Raw genomic sequence first — 16,662 nt, forward strand, 5'->3', positions numbered from 1 at the left:
CGCTTCTGTTCGTCCATCGACGGCTTTAATCGGGAACGCTTTCATGCTTTGGCTTTCGGACGTATGGAATCGCCCTGTGGTGTTCTTGCTCGACGGCCGGCGTGTCTACCGTCTTGATTCCCTTGAGAAAATAATCCAGGAATTCTCCCATGATATCCGTTACAAGCCTGCCCCCGAACGCATGCACGGCTCCCGGTATCAAATACATCATGACCGGTACGCCCGCTTTTTCCAGGGCATTTCGCAGAAGTCTTGAATGTTCGGGGGATACCGAAGGGTCCTCCGATCCATGGAGGATGAGAAACGGCGGCTCGCCGCCGTTGATGTACGTCAAGGGACTCGCCGCCGCTGCAAGGCCCAGTCCCTCTTTCGACGTTACTGGCGCTCCGAGCAGTTCGGCGGCGCCATTATTTGGCTTCTCCTCTTTGTCTTGATAGGATAACGGCAGACTTGTTGGCCCGCACATGTCGACCACGGCCTGTACGCTGTAATCTCCCTCAGCGGTTTCCCAGTCTCGTTTGCCTGCGGATACCCCCAGCAGTGCACTCAAATGTCCTCCCGCGGAATCTCCGGATACCGCTATCGTTTCTCCATTATATCCGTATTGTCCTGCATGCTTTTTCAAAAACAGCAGCGCCTCTTTCAGATCCAGCATCTGGGTTGGAAATTGTCCTTCGTCGCTGTACCGGTAGTCCACCGCCGCAACCGCATACCCTTTCTCCAGCATCGGCATGGCAAGGTTCCATGTCCGGTTCAGTTCCTTCCAGCCGCCTCCATGAATCCACATGATCAGCGGAGGATTTTTTTCCTCGGGAAGAAAAAGATCCAAATACAAGGTACGGGTTTCCGCTTGTTTGTACGGTATGTTTCGATATTCCTTCATCATCGCACCTGCTTTTCCAAATTCATGCAGCCCTAACCGGTTCCCCGCAGAATCCGGACGACTTCCCGCATGTCAAAGCAACTGGGCCAACTTCTTTTTAAACGGGATCAGGCCTTGATGGCGCCGATCAGCATACCTTTGACAAAGTGTCTTTGCAGAAACGGAAATACAAACATGACCGGGAGCATCGTTACAATGACCGCCGCCATCTTCATCCCTTGCGAAAACTGCTCGGTTTGCACGTTCGAAACATTCATCTGCGCACTGATCTGGGAATCGATCACGATCGACCGTAAAGCAAGCTGCAGGGGAACCAGATCGCCTCTTCGGATGAAAATCATCGCATTAAACCATTCATTCCAGCGGTCCACCGCGTAGAACAAGATGATGGTCGCGATGATCGGCATGGATAAAGGCAGGATGATTTTAAACAGGATCCGCCATTCGCCCGCCCCGTCAAGCTTGGCCGACTCCATAAGCGAGATCGGCAGCGTCGTGAAATAGTTCATCATAATGATTAAATAAAAGGAATTCACGCCATAAACAAGCACGACCGACCAGATCGTATTAATCAAATGCAGCTGCTTCATTAACAGATACAGCGGGATAATACCGCCGTTAAACAGCATCGTAACCGCAACAAAATAGACGAGAAACCGCTTAAACGGAAAATCGGGCCTACTGAGTCCGTATGCCATGCTGGTCGTCAGGAACATATTGATCGGCAATCCCAATCCGAGGATCAGCAGCGTCGTTCGAAAACCGATCCATATGCGTCCGTCGGCAAAAAACGCCTTGTAGTTTTCAAACGTAACGGTGCTTGGGATTAATAACAGCGTTGTTTTCAGGTATTCCTGCTGGGTTGCAAAAGATGTCGCAACCACGTTGATAAACGGTAATATGATGGCGGCGGCAAAGGATGTGAGGATGACGAGCAGAATAATATCCAACGATTGCAGCTTGTTGTTTCTTTTGCCGCTCCGATAACCTTTTTTCAGTAAGGGTCTGGCCTCTTCCATAGTCACATCCCTTTCCCGCATGTACTCGTTATGTCCGAACCGATTTCTTCGCGGACGGAAAAAGACCTTCCGAGCCCAGCCATTTACAGACGCGGTCGGCGAACAGCAGCAGCGCCAGGTTGATGACGGCTCGAAACAAGCTTACCGCGCTTGAAAACGAGAAATCGGCAGCGGACTGAAACGTAACCCGATAAATATACATATCCAGGATTTCGCCGGCTTTGGCGGTTGCCGCATTGCTGAGGTTAAAAATCTGGTCGAAGCCGGCCGTCATCAGATTGCCGACGGTTAAAATCAGCATCACGACAATCGTGCTTTTAATCCCCGGAAGCGTGATATACCACATCGTCTGCATCCGGGTCGCACCGTCGAGCTGGGCGGATTCGTACTGTTCCGTTTCAATGCCTGCAATCGCCGCCAGAAAGATGATCATGCTCCACCCCGACGACTTCCAGTTGTCCGTCACATACAACAAGGGCTGGAATATTTTCGCCGATCCGAGGAAATTGACCTCATGCCCGCCCAGCATTTTGATGATCCCGTTTACGATCCCCTGCGTATCGAGCGAGTTGATCATGACGATGGAGACGATAATCCAGGACAAAAAGTGGGGGAACGTATAAATGGTTTGGATCACCTTCTTATATCGGCCCAGCCGCAATTCATTCAGCATTAAGGCTAAAATAATCGGAAGCGGAAACTCGAACAGGATACGGCCTGCGTTAATCCACAGCGTCCTCCAGACCGATTCCATAAAAGCCGGATCCCGAAAAACATAGTCGTAATTGACGAATCCGACCCAAGGACTGCCGAAAATCCCGAGATTGGCTTTATAGGTTTTGAACGCCAAGAATAACCCGTACATCGGAATATAAGCGAAAATGACATACCATACGATGCCCGGCAGCATCAGCTGGTAGCTTTCTCTTGACTTCCATATCCGGCGTATTAAAGAGGCTTGATTCTTCTCGATCAAGGACGCCTTCTTCTTTTCCGCGATTATATTTTCCATATCTCAACTCCTTCTGCCGTCCTGCCCCCCGTCACTTGGCAAGCTTAGCATTCAATTCATCCAGAACCGGCTGTATGAGCGGCATCTTCGATTTCACCCAGTTTTGCCAGTTGGCTTCGATATCGCCCGGCATCGTGACTAGGTTGGCATATTCGGTATCGTAATCGAATTGGGCCCTTCTCATCGCCGGCGAATCGTAGGTGTATAAATCCCAGTCCACTTTCGGGAAGGTGTCGGGAGTGCCCATTTTAACCCGATCCGCATAAAGCTGCTTGGATATATCCCTGACTCTTTGGTCGTAATTGGGATTGTCGAAAGCGAAATCGTCAAACAAAATCATGCTGCCCAAAAGATACCCGTTGGACGGATATTTGCCGGTTGTACCTCCAAGCGGCTTGCCTTCTTTAACCGGGTCGTAGAGCGATTTTACTTTGCCGCTGCCGTCATACGTCCAATCGACGTCTTTCAATCCCATATTCGTGATGATATCGCCCTCCGGCGTGGAATTATAATCGAGAATATCCATATAGCGGTCGAATACGTCATCCGACAGGTTCGGATTAAAGATGACGGTTCCCCAGTAATTAATGAGGTCCGTCTGGTGATAATGTCCGTCATCTCCCAGAACGGTTGCCATATCGATGTTTTGATAAGGATCAAGCTTCGTATTCGTCTTGAAATCGTCGTAATAAGTCTGCAGATTGGATGTCGGAGCCTGGGTGAAAACAGCTCCTGCAGTCCCGTTTACGTTAAAGTAAGAGCCATGCTCCTGATTTTTCACCGTGTAAAAATTTTTGCTCAGCACGCCGGAACGGTAAGCTTCGGAGAGCAGCTTTAGCCCGTTTAGCGTATCCGGAGAAGCGCCGCCCCATTTATACTTGCCGTCTTTATCTTTGTAAAAGCCCTGGTAATAGGTGCTGTTTCTTCCCACAAACAGATCGACCGCCGAAGCGGTATCCTCGGCAAGCGGAATTAATTTGGCGCCCGCATGACCGGGATCCTTTTCCTTGATCAGTTTGCCATACTGAATGATCTCGGAGGTCGTATAAGCGGACTTCACCGGGAAACCTACCGCTTTGGCCCAATCTGTGCGCAGATACAGGGACGGATGGTTCGGCAGCGGATCACCGGGCAAATTATGCATAAAACGCGCTCTCGGAAGGAAATAAGTCCCGCCGAACTTTTTTTCCATTTCGGGTCCGAGCGACGTTTCATTATAAACCGCCGCTACGTTCGGCCAGCGCGTTTTCCAGTCGTCGGGAAGCTTCTTGAGCAGTCCCTGTTCGACAAAAGAAGCCGCATCCGGATAATTGAAATTATAAACCGCAACATCCGGCATATCGCCCGAGTTGATCCATATCCTAAGATTTTGGTCCCAGTTGTCCCAGTTCAGCGCGGATACCTTCATGTCGTAATTGAACTTCTGCGAGTAATACTTGGCCAAGGCGTCGCCCTTGGTGTAATCGACTCCGTCAATTGCCTGCACGGACGCATAGGTGAAGCTGACATGCTTGGATAAGTCGATCGCCGACTTCCCGTTTTGAGCTTGCGTTTTCCCCTCGTTCCCGTTCCCCGATTTACCGCTGCATGCCGCCATGCCAAGCAGCATCGGCACGGCAGTTGCGACAAGACACACGGTTTTCATCCGTTTCTTCATGCTTTGAACCCCCCGTCATTGTTCAATTTTGACCCGCAGTCATTCTGGGATCGATGCTGAAGCGCGCTTTCTTGTCGTTCAAATCGGCAATCGGACCGGCCATGCGGTTTCCTTGTACGTCGTTTCCGAAGTAATCGGTGTTTACCTTTGAATCCGCCCTTACCTTGGGGGCTCCCGACTTGAACGCAACCTCCATCGTTAAATCATCGCTGTTGATGGTAATGTCGGCCTCATACATACACCCGCTTAAGTCAAAATCGCAAAACTCCTGCCATGTCGCCAGGTCCAGGCACATTTCCGGTTCCGGGTACATCACGCGCAGGAACCCTCCCGGCATCTTCGCATAGGCATTTCCCTCGGCTTCATTGTGCCGGTTAGGCAGGATAATGGCGGCTTCGCCGCAGTTATAGAACAGGTTGTTGAACAATTTATTCTCCCTGGAGGTCCCCCCGCGCTTCGAAATTCGAAAAGCGACCACTTTGGCAAAGAAGCCGGCTTTTTGGCAATTGCCGATCAGGTTATTGACCATTCTGAGCCGGTCCGTGCCTTCAAGGTAGATGCCGTAGCCGTTCTTCACGGTCAGCTCCGTATTTTTGTACCAGCCTGACGAGCCCGGCTCAGCAGGCACCGCATTCCGGTCGTATCTTCCTTCGACGTTCCACAAAATATTGTTGTCGATCAGGTTTTCTTTATCGCGGGTCATTTCAATAAAGATATGTTCCCTGGAATCGATCCCGTCAAGGAATAGATTTGAAGTGATGCGGCAGTTTTCATTGCCAACGTCAAGCCACAGCGCGTCGCAGCCATAGCATTTTTTGATGACGTTTCGCCGAATGAGCGCATCGATCGCGTTATGGAGCTTAATGCCTCCCGCTTCCCACGAAAGCTCCATGCGCTGCCAGCCCGTTCCGACGATGTTGTTATCCTCGATCAGCAGGTTCGTCGATCCGATTCCGGCAATCCCGCACACGCCCGCATCCCGAATCGTATTTCGCCGGATAATCGTATTCCCTTTGATCTGCCCATCGATCGGCGTATGATGCCAGCATTCGTTCCCGCAATCGATGCCTACCGTGTTAGACCAATCGATGACGCAATCTTCGATGATCCAATGGTGCCCCCTGTAACAGGAAAGGGAACCGCGCTGCGGTACCGGCGCGCCCGTAGCCGCATGTGCCAAAGTCAGCCCTTTCACCCGTATGTAAGACAAGAAAGGAACTTTAGGAGCAAAGCACTGCTCGCGGCTGCTCAGCTCGACCGTATGATTCCGCGGATCGTCGTCGCCGGCAAGCCGGATATGCACCTTTTGTCCGTTCGCCTCCACCCAGTAGGCGTTTTCATTTTGGGCCAGCTGATAATAGAGGGGGACTTGACGCATCGGTTTGCCATCGATAAATACCATGCCCCTGCGATTCAGGTAGGGCGTCATATCGGTTTTGTCAAACTCGATAAAAAGTCTGTCATGGATGATATTCACGGCGCAAAACGGATTATAGCCCTTAAAATCGTCGGGATTCAGCTCGATTTCCCATACCTTGATCCCATCGGGGATGACGGTATTGTCCCTCGGTCCCCTGCGCAGGTTCCACCCTTCGCTGGGCTTGAAGCCGTTCACCTCGACGGAGGCTTTCACGATCACTTCTTCTCCTTCGCAAGCCTCGTAGCTGATCATCCTCTCCGGGCTTTCGCCGCCTACAGCCGGCTGTACCGTCTCGCGATAGACGCCTCCGTGAATCAATACCCTTGTGCCCGGTGTCGCCGCCTGTGCGGCTGCGTTGATGGTCTTAAACGGTTTTAACGCGGAGCCGCAGTTATCGTCCGATGCCTGCGGATGCCGGTTGTCCACATGAATTTCACGATCATAAGCAGATTCAGTCTCCCAGAACGGAAACATTCGCCCGTCCGGAAGCTGGGCGGTAAAATCCTTCTCTTTTGTCACGGTACCGATGTCTGTTCGCATGCCCTTCATCCTTTCGTTATTCATTGGTATCTAGGGAAAACGCTTTCAAAACGATGGGTCAAAGCTTGTACGACGACTGAACCGTGTTTGCTGTTCATTTCAGCCCGCGCTGAGAGCTGCAGCGGAACCGCCGGTCCTTTCGCGGTCCTCCTGATCCGGAGGCGCAGCGGACTGTGCGCTTCGCGTTCATGCACGTCTTAAATGTAAGGGCGCTCGACCGTTCGCGCAACAAATACCTTTCTTCCCGCAAACCGTATTCAAATGAAAGGGCCGGCCGAGGAAAACGGTTAAGCGGGTGTTGTTCCATACGGCATGGATAAAGCCGGTGAACAGCACGGCGGCAGGCAAACTTTTTTCTCCGGACGAACCTGATTCGCCTTGCCCGGAACCGTTAGGGAACCAGCCGCAAGCGCTATTCCTTCTTCCGCATACGGTATTCGCCCGGCGTCAGGCCGGTCACTTTCTTGAAGGTTCGCCGGAATGAGATGGGACTCGTATAGCCCGACATCTCCGCGATTTCCTGGACGGAACGATCGGTATTGACCAACAGCCCGCAGGCATGCTCGATGCGGAGGTTAATGACGAAATCGACGAAATTGATCCCGAATTCATCCTTGAACAGCCTGCTGATATATTTGGGATTTATTTCGAAGCGGCGGCCGAGAAGATCCAGGGACAAGGACAGGTCGGAAAAATGGCGGACGACGAAGCTTCGGATTTGTTCCAATTGGGCCCGGTGATGACGGGTTTCCCGCACGCTGTCCATATGGGAGAAGACCGCCTCCGCCACCTCGTCGGCCATCTCTTCGGCTTCATCGACCGTCTCGGCTTCCTCAAGCCTGTATTCCTCCAACGTGGGGGAATTTGCATTTCGGTCACACGCAGCGCCTATCTCCTGCTCCAGCTGGATGACGAGGTCCTTGACGATCTGTTTCAACGACTCTTGATCGATCCGGTCTCTGCGCATCGCTTCGAACAGGCCTCGGAGCTTGAGCCTCGTGTCCTGCCTGGACACTCGAAGCGCTTCGGCGACCGAACGGGTGAGCGTAAAGTAGCGGCTGATCGGAACCGTCTCGCCCGAAATTTCCACAGCCTCGATCACCCGGTTTATGCCGTGCGCCGCTTTATACTGCAAGGCGCGGATCGCCTCGGCATGGCTTGCCCCCAGGTCGTCCGCATGCATAACGTCATGGCCGACCCCTATCGTGACCGTATACCGGAGATTGGCGTGAACCCACTCCACGATTTTCGCGTATAAAATTCGGGCGTCAACATCCGATGGCTGCGCGACGATGCAGGCCAGCTGCCGGCTGTTCGTCCATTCCGCCCAATTCGCGAGGCGATGCTCCTGCAGCATCTCCTGAACCATCGACTTCAGCACATATTTCAACAGCTCCTGATCCCGTTGGGAATATTTTTCAACGAATTGGCTAAAATGATCGATTCCGATGACGATGACCGTAAACCGGCTGTCGGGCAATATCTTGTTCAACCGGTTATGAGCGGACTTCCAGCTGTCGCCGAACCGCTTCGTTCCGTCCAGCAAGTCGCGGAAAAATCGATGCTCGGCCAGCTCCCGGCTTTCGAGCGATCGGTCGATCAGCGTATGAATCACATGCTCGATATATTTCATTTCGTTTGGAAAGCCGCGCGTGATCCGAACCGCTTCCTTGCGCGTGAACTCGTCAATCAAGGATGTAATGGCCCGAACGGGCCTGTAATTGCGGTATGTGGCATAGACGATCCCGGCAATGCCGAACAGCGAAGCGAGCACCATCACCATCATCCACAGCTTCGGCACCGTATTGTAGATGATCGGCGCTTTCCGGTCGAGCCACCGGATGCTGTAGGTCCAACCCGTATACGAAGAGACCGTTTCCGCAACTGCCTCGTTCTTCCCGCTTCCCGTCGTGCCGACGATCGGTTGACCGTCCTTGTCCGTGATCCGTACATACGGGTAATTGGAGCCGGTCAATTGCTCGATGAAGCTTCCGAGCGAAGCAAGCTTAATATTGATGACCAGCATGCCTGAGTCCGAAGGCGATGGAAAACCTCTGCGAATCAGGGAGACGACTTGTTGAACGGAGCCGTTCCAGGATTTCACGCTTCGCACCGAGGACCAGCCGATCGTATAGGGCTCCCCTCTATGCTTCTCGATGAATGCTTTGTCGGGATAGGCGTCTTCCAAAGCAATGCTCTCGTTCCCTACGACCGTATTATCGGAGAATCTGACGGCATACAAGGAATCGATCAGCGGAAACGCATTCTTGATCTCCTGAAGCTTCGTCATGACCTTGTAATCGATAAGCGGGTCGCTTGCCGCATCGTGCTTAAAAAAAACCATGATCGGGTTATCGGCGTTCATCTCGCTGCTAGTCTGCAGGAAAATGGCTTTCAGATGATTATCGAGCGATTGTTTAATGCTGTTGTCGATATACTCGCTCACCGTCTGCAATTCTTTTTGGTTCCGTTCGGAAAAGGACAGTAGAAAAGAAGTAAACACCAGAGCCAGCACAATAAGAAACAGCGGCAGATAAGAGAAAAGCAATCGAAAAAACCAGTTATGGATCCGGGCCGCCCCCCGCCACCTGAAAACAACTGCCTTTTCCAAACGTAATCCCCCTTTTCATGACAAAAAAGGATTCAAGTTCGATTGGCTTCTATTTCGACTTTTCCTTCCTCATTACCTGCCGGTTGGTAAAAAACGGTTCCCGAGCCGGGGCATTATACGCTCACGCTCGAAAGCAGAAAAGCTCTTGCATATCTTACAAGAACTTTCGCTGCTTTGTTATACGGCTACTCCAGCGTGAACGATGCCAGACTTGCGTTTCCCTTGCCTGAATACGTAAAATATAAGGCTTGAATACCGTCCGGAAAAACGAGCTCCGCGCTATATTCGGTCCAAACATTCGTGAATCGGACAGGTATCGTTCCAAGGACCCGTCCGTTCCATGCGGTTTTGACCTCAAAGGCGCCTTGACAATAGCCCCGTACTTTAATTTTAACTTTGGTGATTCCCTCACACCGGAAATATTTAAAGCCTGCCGTGGCGGAATCTCTCATATTGGCGATATAGCCGGGTTCCTCATCCACATCCTTCCCGTCCTGGGTGATTTTCGGAAACCTGCCGTCCATCCACGCTCCGAACGTACCGGCATACATTTCTTCATCCTTGCAAAATAGATTGCATGCCAGGTACGCGGGATATTCTCCCCGTCCGGCAAGCGCGCCGCCATTTGGCCCGCACGATGTCATCTCGGCTTGGGGAATCGTTCCGTCTTTTCGAAAATGGATCGGCTCCATACAGCCCTGTCTGCTGAAGCTTGTTCCATTGGTATGCCGATGATAGAAAACATACCACTTTCCAGCCAGTTCGACGATGCTGCCATGATTATTCCCGCCGTAAAACATGGGTTTGTCCGCAGGCTTGTAAGAATCGATATGAAGATCGGTATTGCTTACAAGGACCCCCTGATAGACAAAGTCTTTTGTCGGAGACTTGCTCGTCGCATAGCACAGCTCATGCATAACAATGGACGAATAAATAAAATAATAGGTGTCGCCCTTCTTTCTAATGGAAGGGGCTTCGAAAAACGCATGGCCCTCAAATCCGCTGCCCTTGCTGTAGGGCTCGCTTGGTGCCACAAATACCGGTTCCTCCAGAATCGTAAGCATATCGGACCCGATTACCGTAACCATCGCTCCGTGCCTTGTCTTGTCCCCGGCGGCGCAAAAACCGGTGTACAAGTAAGTTCTTCCCTCTTCCGTCAAGACGCCGGGATCGAATTGAGGCTCGTCGCCATCTCTTTCTCCCAGCCGCGTTCCGTCGGCATGCCTTACGTAACCGAGAAATTCAAACTTCCCCGCCGGTGTATCGCAAACCGCAACCGATACAACAGAAACCTTATCGAGCACATAATAGAGGTAATACCGCCCGTCCGGTCCTCTCGTTATATCCGGCGCATATAGACACATGCGGCCGTCAGGATTAAGCGGATCGTCCGTTTTATGGTAAATGACGCCTTCATTCTTCCAGTCGGAAAGATCCTCCACGGGCGCCGACCAGCACACATAGTCATTCAGGCAAAAGGCATGCCCGTTAAAGCGGTCATGTGAGCCATACACATAAACTCTGCCGTCAAAGACATACGGCTCTCCGTCCGGAATGTACTCCCATGACGGAAGATATGGATTTAACCCTTGTTTTTTCACTCTACGCTTTCCCCCATATTCGGCAAAAAGTTGAGGGATATATATTAGAGTTAATACATATCCCTCAGCGGATCGAACGATTATTCAATTACTTGTTCGCTAATGCATCGGCGCGCATTTGAACGATCTTCTGCGCCTTGGCCGTATCTGCGGCAACGACATCGTTCCAGCCGAGACCAACCACGTCTTTCTTCATCTTATCCCACAGCTTGTTAAACTCGTCTTGGTTTTTGGCAAACACCATGTTCCAAGAGGCATTTTTGACATAGTCCGATATTTGGCTGCGTTCGTTTTTAATATCGGATGAGTCGGTGCCCAAGTCCGTATTAATATTGGGGACAATGTCGATCATGTTATGCTTCTGGTAGTAATCGGTTGCGTTCTCTGCGCCATAAAATTTTTGCCAGTCCGTCGTCAGCGCGGTCTTGTTGGCTTCGATCGTCGAGCTCCAGTAATTGGAGTTATAGAACTCGCCGGTCTCCGGATCTTTGACAAAATCGCTCATGATCATGGAGTTGATTTTGCTTTGTCCGTCCTGGTATCCCCCGCCGCCATACTGAGCCGGAACGGGCGTGTTATTTTGGAAGGCGGTCTGCCCGGTTTCGGTCAGCTGGAACTTGCCGTCCGACGTCTTTTCATAGTTAAACCCTTCAATGCCATCCACATAATAACGCAGACCTTCGGGAGAGTTGAGCCAATCCAATAATTCCATGATTCGGCCCGGATCCTTTGCTTTGGAGCCGATCGCAAATACCCTTCCGTTGCCGTAATAAGCGTCGCTGTTCTGAATGATGTGCGTGTCGGCAATCGGAACCGCAACGTTCCCGTCGCCCTTCTTACCTCTTTCGATGGTATTGTAGAAGCCGGTTTCCCATGAGTACCACAGGAGCAGCACTTGTTTGTTGGTCAGCTTCTCGGATACTTTGTTCCAATCCTGACTCGGGGAGTCCGGATCGACCAGCCCCATCTGATTGGCTTTAAAATAAAACTCCAGCATATTTTTATACATGCTCTTGTCGTCGATAAGCGGAACGATATTTCCTTTTGCATCCAGTTGGATAGTCGTCGTTCCGTCCGGCTGATCGTAACCGTACCAGTTGCTGAGCCAGCGCGCATTTTCCATATCGCCGTTGTCCCAATCTTTCCACAGGGTAATCGGGAAGATCGGCTTGCCGTCCGGAGTCTTGGGATACTTCTCATGCATCGCCTTCAGAACATTCAGTAGATCGTCCAAATTGTTCAGCTTTGGCGCCCCTACTCCTTTGTAATAATCCCAAGGCATGATCGGGCTCGAGTAAGGAAGTGTTTCCGAGAAGGTCGTAGGCGATGTGTCGGCTTCAAAAGTCGGCAGCCCGTAGATCTTGCCATCCGGATTCACATCCTTAAAGGCGGCATTGAAAGGCTTGAAATGCTTGTCTACATATTGGGACAGGTATTTGGTATTTTTGATCTTATCCGTAAGATCCATGATCATGCCGGCCTTGATCAAATCACTGAACTGATTGTTGTCGACAATGACAAGATCGCCCAAATCGCCGGCCGCGGTTCTCGTCTTGTATAACTGATCGCCGGCAACCGAAGGAGAAAGAATGTTCAACGTGATATTGAACTTATCCTTGAGCAGCTTTCCATACCACCCCGTCTGCTCGCCTTGGTAGTTGGCCGCATTGTCGAAAACGGTAATCGTCAGCGGTTTGCTGCTGCCGGTCCCGGTCTGGGATGAGGCTCCTCCATTGGCCGAGCCGGTTGCCGGGGATGAAGCCGTATTATCGGATGAGCCTCCGCAACCGGTCAAGGCAGCCGACAGCACGAAGAGAGAACCAAACAGGACCAGCATCGATTTTTTTACGGTTTTACTGCGCTTAAGCATGTTTTACCCCCATATCATTTCATTGTATTATAACGGCGCCATTTAACCTTTTACCGCGCCGATCATAATCCCTTTCACAAAGAACCGCTGGAAGATCGGATAGATCAGCAAAATTGGCGCGACAACGATAATGGTCACCGTCATCCGTATGGATGTCGTGGTCTGCTTCGTTGCCAGACTTTGAATCGCTGTCGATCCGGCATTCTGAAGATTCACCAGGGTGGAGATCGAGCTTGCCTGATTAATATAGTTGTAAAGGATGAACTGCAGACTGTACAGTTTGTTGTCCGTCACCAGCAGCAGCGTATCCTGAAAGGAATTCCACTGCTCTACCGCCGCAAATATGGCCACTGTAGCCAATATGGGCTTGCAGATGGGAAGCATGATTTTGAAAAAGAGCGTCAAGGTCCCGGCTCCGTCGATACTGGCCGCCTGCTGCAATTCCTTCGGCGTCGATTCCACAAACGTCTTCACAAGAATGATGTAAAACGGCATGACAACGGCCGGCAAAATATACGCTAAAAAATTGTTGGTCAAATGCAGCGATCTCATCGTTAAATACCAAGGAATGACCCCCGCATTGAAAAACATGGTGATCACCGTATATCGATACCAGAATTTCCTCCCCCACAGGTCCATTTGAGTGAACATGAAGCCCAGGAACGCCGAGGTTCCTACCGTCAGGCTGGCTCCGATCACCGTTCTCCCCACCGACACAACGGCTGCATTCCACAATCCCGGTATTTTGAACACATCGATATAGTTATGGAATTGAATATGCTTCGGGTATAAGAATACCTCGCCATTCGCGCTAATATCGTTCGCGCTGATGGTATTAATGATGATCGAATAAAACGGATAAATACAAATCAATGAATACAAGGAAAACAGGACGTAGATCACCAGCGTAACGGCTTTGTCGGCAGGGCTGGTATGCGCTTTAATTTTACTGGAGTAATTACCGTCATGAATCTTTTCATCGGTCGCTATTCCTGCTGTATTTTCACTCATACGATGCTCTCTCCCCTAAGTAGTTTGGACATTCCGTTTACCGAAAAGAGAAGCACAACGCTGATCAAGCTCTTTAACATACTGATCGCGACGGACACGGAATAGCTCCCGCCCCCCATTGCCAAATTATAGACATATAAATCCAGCACCTGGATGGAATCCTTGTTGAAGGCATTTTGAAAGACGAAATATTGCTCCAGTCCATTATTCAGGAAGCTCGCAACCTGCAGCATCGTCAATACAAAATAGGTCGGAATCATACTGGGTATCACCACATACCAAATGACCTGCATCCTTGTCGCGCCGTCTACATAAGCCGCTTCATACAACGAATCGTCGATGCTCATAATCGCCGCAATATACAAAATCGCGGACCAGCCTAACGTTTTCCAAGTCAGCCACATCCACATCATAATCCAAACATGGTCCGCGTTTTGAAGGAGCAACAACGGTGAATGGATAAGGCCGATCTGCTTGAGCAGACCGTTTACGATGCCTTCGCTCGAAAACATCGAAAAGGCCAGCGAATAAACGAGCACCCAGCTGATAAAATTCGGAAGCGTGGTTACGGTCTGGATAAATTTCCGGAAACGTACGGCTTTGATCTCCGTCAGGAATATGGCAAACATCATCGGCAGCCAGGAAAATAAAAGACTTAAACCGCTCATCCCAAACGTATTTTTGAGGACCTGAAGCGTTTGATCGATCTTCACCTTATTTTCAACTAGGGAATGAAACCATTTCAGGCCGACAAACGGCGATTGGGACAGCGGGATCGGCGGCGTATAATCAAAGAACGCATACACCCACCCATAAAGCGGATAGTAGGCAAATACACCTAGCAAAATCATAAACGGAAGGATATACAGAAATTTCGTTATTTCCGTCGTTTTCACGCTGATCTTTCGTGCTTGCACCAATCCACACTCCCTTTTTCCTATCCAACCTTTACTTTTTTGGATCATGATTGTTTTTTATAGCGAACGAAGGCATGCCGAAAATACCTGTTGTAGTTGAGTACTACCCACAGGATCATCGATGATGAGCGGGAAACCGTTCAATTGACAACGTTTCCAAATGGTTTAATTGATATAATCATAAGGCATTCCATTACCTAGAACAATGAACTATCCTCACCGATTATTGATCTATTCTCATATCAATTTTTTGACTGATTTTACAAGTATTTTAGAATAAGGATCTCGCATACTCGATATCTTCCTTAATGTATTTATTCACGTTATGTTCATCACTATATTCGGCTGTCAAACATACGACTCCTTGGTAATCCCTGCTCTTCAAATAGCCGGCAATTCGGCGCCAGGAAGCGTAACCTTGTCGTCCAGTGGTAAAATACGGTTCCCACCTGGCTTCTTCGGACTCCGGACCGTTCGTTCTCCGCTGATAAGCATTTTTAAAGTTTACCATGGCGAGATGAGACCAAACCGCACTGAGGCCAATTTCGGGCTCTTCACCTTCCAAAGCATTATGCGCCGCATCCCAAATCGCGGTTACGTGTTTGGGATCGTATTTTTCGAGCAGATATAACAAACCGGAGGAATTGCTTATGAATCTGCCATTATGATTTTGCACGCCGATTGTAATGCCGTATTTTTCGCACCATGCGATCTTTTCATCAAACTCCTGCTGAGCTCTGCGAACCGCGGGAATGAATCCGTCATCCTTAACGGCGATCATCGTTCGGATGATCGGAATGCCCGCTTCCGCGCATGCCGCGAATACGCGCTCATCCAGTGAGCTGGCAACGCTGAATATTTTGAGTCCATAATCGTTCAGCTGCTTTACGAGCACCGGCAGTTCTTTGTCCGCATGCTTCGGTTCGACCTGATATCCCGGCCGAAGCGGAAACTCAATGCCGTCGAATCCCGATTTTTTTACGAATTTCGCCAATTCGGAGGTAGAGGTATCTTTCCACGGTTTTGTAAATACGGAAAATTGAACACCGCTCATATGAATGTCATCCTTTCGGGTTTTAATTAAAGAATCGAGATTAGTCTTCCAGCGCCTTTAGCCGGCACTTATCTGCCGGCTAATACAGCTTGCGCCAATATTTTTTCGGCAACTTCCATTGTTTTCAGGGCTTCGCCGAAATGGGAAGACGGCTGCGTGCCCTTTTTAATGGCGTCGATGAATTCACGGTTTTTGGAGCGAAAGCCGGCATAAGCATAAAGCTCATCGCTTTGCGCAAGGATGCGGGCGTCGTATTCCGTTCCTTTTGTATCTCCGTCCGCATACAAATACCCTTTTCCTTCCAGCTCGGCTTCCGCACATATATGAGGGGCGTGCATTTCCACCGCAAAGATTCTTCTGCCGCTGGACCAGCTGTTCATGAGATAACCGGACGAACCGTTGTCAAAATGCAAAGCGGCCGAAATGAAATTGATATTTGGAACCAGGACCCGCTTGGTCATACTTTCGATGCCAATCACTTCTCCGGAATTCATCCAACGGATCGTATCGATCGAATGAACAGTGTCATCCATCATGTGATCCACCGCATCAAGGCGGGGAGCGATATTGGATTTGTAAAACCTGCAAACTGAATGGACGATCGGCCCGCGTTTCAGGCACTCGTTTCGAAGGAAATCAATCATCGGTGAGGAACGGCGCTGGAAGCTTACCTGAGTCGTATTTCCATTCTTCTCCGCCATGTAAGCCAGTGAGCGCGCCTGATGGATCGTAATTCCGAACGGTTTCTCGATGTATAAGTTCTGCCCTTGTTCCAGGCACCACATCCAGACGTCATACATCAGATGCGGCTGCCCGATGGCATATACCGCATCCGGCGCAACTTCGTCAATCATTTTCTTGTAATCGTTATAGCGCTTGGATATGCCGTACTTTTCGGCGGTCGTACGGAGAGCTTGCTCGTTATAGTCGCAAATGGCCGCAATCTCCACATCATCAAAAGACGCAAGTGACGGATAATGCACCATATTGGCCATTTTTCCGGCGCCTACGAACGCGATTCTTATTTTACCGGAAGTTGTGTTTTTCATCGGTTCACCTCCAAAAAT

The 16,662-nt window shown here is 50.2% G+C and carries 12 protein-coding genes; all 12 read right to left on the reverse strand.

Annotated features, from left to right (window positions below; all coding sequences use genetic code 11):
- Positions 1-25: 25 nt before the first annotated feature.
- Entirely contained in the window at positions 26-886 is an 861-nt protein-coding gene (locus PD282_RS18450) for an alpha/beta hydrolase fold domain-containing protein (protein ID WP_338045204.1), read from the reverse strand.
- 104 nt (positions 887-990) lie between these two features.
- On the reverse strand, positions 991-1,902 hold the full coding sequence (locus PD282_RS18455; protein WP_274652105.1) for a carbohydrate ABC transporter permease: 912 nt from the start codon (positions 1,900-1,902) through the stop codon (positions 991-993).
- A 28-nt stretch (positions 1,903-1,930) separates the two neighbouring features.
- Complete coding sequence (locus PD282_RS18460; protein ID WP_274652106.1) at positions 1,931-2,914, reverse strand: ABC transporter permease; 984 nt, start codon at positions 2,912-2,914, stop codon at positions 1,931-1,933.
- 31 nt (positions 2,915-2,945) lie between these two features.
- The gene (locus PD282_RS18465) at positions 2,946-4,571 is read right to left on the reverse strand and encodes a type 2 periplasmic-binding domain-containing protein (RefSeq protein ID WP_274652107.1); all 1,626 of its coding nucleotides are present in this window, start codon (positions 4,569-4,571) and stop codon (positions 2,946-2,948) included.
- Positions 4,572-4,593: 22 nt separating this feature from the next.
- Entirely contained in the window at positions 4,594-6,531 is a 1,938-nt protein-coding gene (locus tag PD282_RS18470) for a right-handed parallel beta-helix repeat-containing protein (protein WP_274652108.1), read from the reverse strand.
- Positions 6,532-6,943: 412 nt separating this feature from the next.
- Positions 6,944-9,142, reverse strand: a complete 2,199-nt coding sequence (locus tag PD282_RS18475) for a helix-turn-helix domain-containing protein (RefSeq protein ID WP_274652109.1) — start codon at positions 9,140-9,142, stop codon at positions 6,944-6,946.
- A gap of 185 nt (positions 9,143-9,327) precedes the next feature.
- Positions 9,328-10,743: a family 43 glycosylhydrolase gene (locus tag PD282_RS18480; RefSeq protein ID WP_274652110.1), complete on the reverse strand. Its 1,416-nt coding sequence runs from the start codon at positions 10,741-10,743 to the stop codon at positions 9,328-9,330.
- Between the two features lie 88 nt (positions 10,744-10,831).
- Complete coding sequence (locus PD282_RS18485; RefSeq protein ID WP_274652111.1) at positions 10,832-12,613, reverse strand: type 2 periplasmic-binding domain-containing protein; 1,782 nt, start codon at positions 12,611-12,613, stop codon at positions 10,832-10,834.
- 42 nt (positions 12,614-12,655) lie between these two features.
- Positions 12,656-13,624, reverse strand: coding sequence for a carbohydrate ABC transporter permease (locus PD282_RS18490; RefSeq protein ID WP_274652112.1), 969 nt, complete (start codon positions 13,622-13,624; stop codon positions 12,656-12,658).
- Entirely contained in the window at positions 13,621-14,541 is a 921-nt protein-coding gene (locus PD282_RS18495) for an ABC transporter permease subunit (RefSeq protein WP_274652113.1), read from the reverse strand. The genes PD282_RS18490 and PD282_RS18495 overlap by 4 nt, the downstream gene beginning before the upstream one ends.
- Before the next feature lie 271 nt (positions 14,542-14,812).
- Positions 14,813-15,595, reverse strand: a complete 783-nt coding sequence (locus tag PD282_RS18500) for a sugar phosphate isomerase/epimerase family protein (RefSeq protein WP_274652114.1) — start codon at positions 15,593-15,595, stop codon at positions 14,813-14,815.
- Positions 15,596-15,663: 68 nt separating this feature from the next.
- Entirely contained in the window at positions 15,664-16,644 is a 981-nt protein-coding gene (locus PD282_RS18505; protein WP_274652115.1) for a Gfo/Idh/MocA family protein, read from the reverse strand.
- Between the last annotated feature and the right edge of the window lie 18 nt (positions 16,645-16,662).

The organism is Paenibacillus humicola, from assembly GCF_028826105.1.
GTDB classification, from domain to species: Bacteria; Bacillota; Bacilli; order Paenibacillales; family Paenibacillaceae; genus Paenibacillus_Z; species Paenibacillus_Z humicola.

What these genes read in the sequence shown, in the direction of transcription:
- PD282_RS18450 (WP_338045204.1), bottom strand. Translation starts at nt 886, where the DNA reads ATGATGAAGGAATATCGAAACATACCGTACAAACAAGCGGAAACCCGT.
- PD282_RS18455 (WP_274652105.1), bottom strand. Translation starts at nt 1,902, where the DNA reads ATGGAAGAGGCCAGACCCTTACTGAAAAAAGGTTATCGGAGCGGCAAA.
- PD282_RS18460 (WP_274652106.1), bottom strand. Translation starts at nt 2,914, where the DNA reads ATGGAAAATATAATCGCGGAAAAGAAGAAGGCGTCCTTGATCGAGAAG.
- PD282_RS18465 (WP_274652107.1), bottom strand. Translation starts at nt 4,571, where the DNA reads ATGAAGAAACGGATGAAAACCGTGTGTCTTGTCGCAACTGCCGTGCCG.
- PD282_RS18470 (WP_274652108.1), bottom strand. Translation starts at nt 6,531, where the DNA reads ATGCGAACAGACATCGGTACCGTGACAAAAGAGAAGGATTTTACCGCC.
- PD282_RS18485 (WP_274652111.1), bottom strand. Translation starts at nt 12,613, where the DNA reads ATGCTTAAGCGCAGTAAAACCGTAAAAAAATCGATGCTGGTCCTGTTT.
- PD282_RS18490 (WP_274652112.1), bottom strand. Translation starts at nt 13,624, where the DNA reads ATGAGTGAAAATACAGCAGGAATAGCGACCGATGAAAAGATTCATGAC.
- PD282_RS18500 (WP_274652114.1), bottom strand. Translation starts at nt 15,595, where the DNA reads ATGAGCGGTGTTCAATTTTCCGTATTTACAAAACCGTGGAAAGATACC.
- PD282_RS18505 (WP_274652115.1), bottom strand. Translation starts at nt 16,644, where the DNA reads ATGAAAAACACAACTTCCGGTAAAATAAGAATCGCGTTCGTAGGCGCC.